The following is a 263-nucleotide window of genomic DNA, read 5'->3' as shown; positions in this document are numbered from 1 at the left end:
GGGAGAAGGAGCGCTACAAGGCGCTGATGGCGGATGACTATGATTTCGGTGGCGTCTCGCGTAGCCCCGAGGTGTCGGATGATGCCGTCTTCGTCCTGATCATCGGCGAATCCCAGCGCCGCGATCAGCTGTCGCTATATGGCTATTCCCGCGCCACGACGCCGAATCTCGATGCGCGTCGCGACGAGCTGGTGGTCTTCGATCAGGCCATCGCACCGGCGCCACAGACCGTGCTGGCGGTACCGATGCTGGCCAGTCTGACC

Annotated in this window: 1 protein-coding gene; it reads left to right on the top strand. The window is 63.5% G+C overall.

Annotation, left to right across the window (positions count from 1 at the left end):
• Positions 1-263, top strand: a 263-nt coding sequence (locus R0J88_RS20970; RefSeq protein WP_410901021.1) for a sulfatase-like hydrolase/transferase, incomplete at both ends; no start/stop codon positions are given.

This window comes from Pseudoalteromonas sp. SIMBA_162 (genome assembly GCF_046535955.1).
Taxonomy (GTDB): domain Bacteria; phylum Pseudomonadota; class Gammaproteobacteria; order Enterobacterales; family Alteromonadaceae; genus Pseudoalteromonas; species Pseudoalteromonas marina.
The sequence above is the reverse complement of the archived record's forward strand: the minus strand, read 5'-3'. Positions and strand labels throughout refer to the sequence as shown.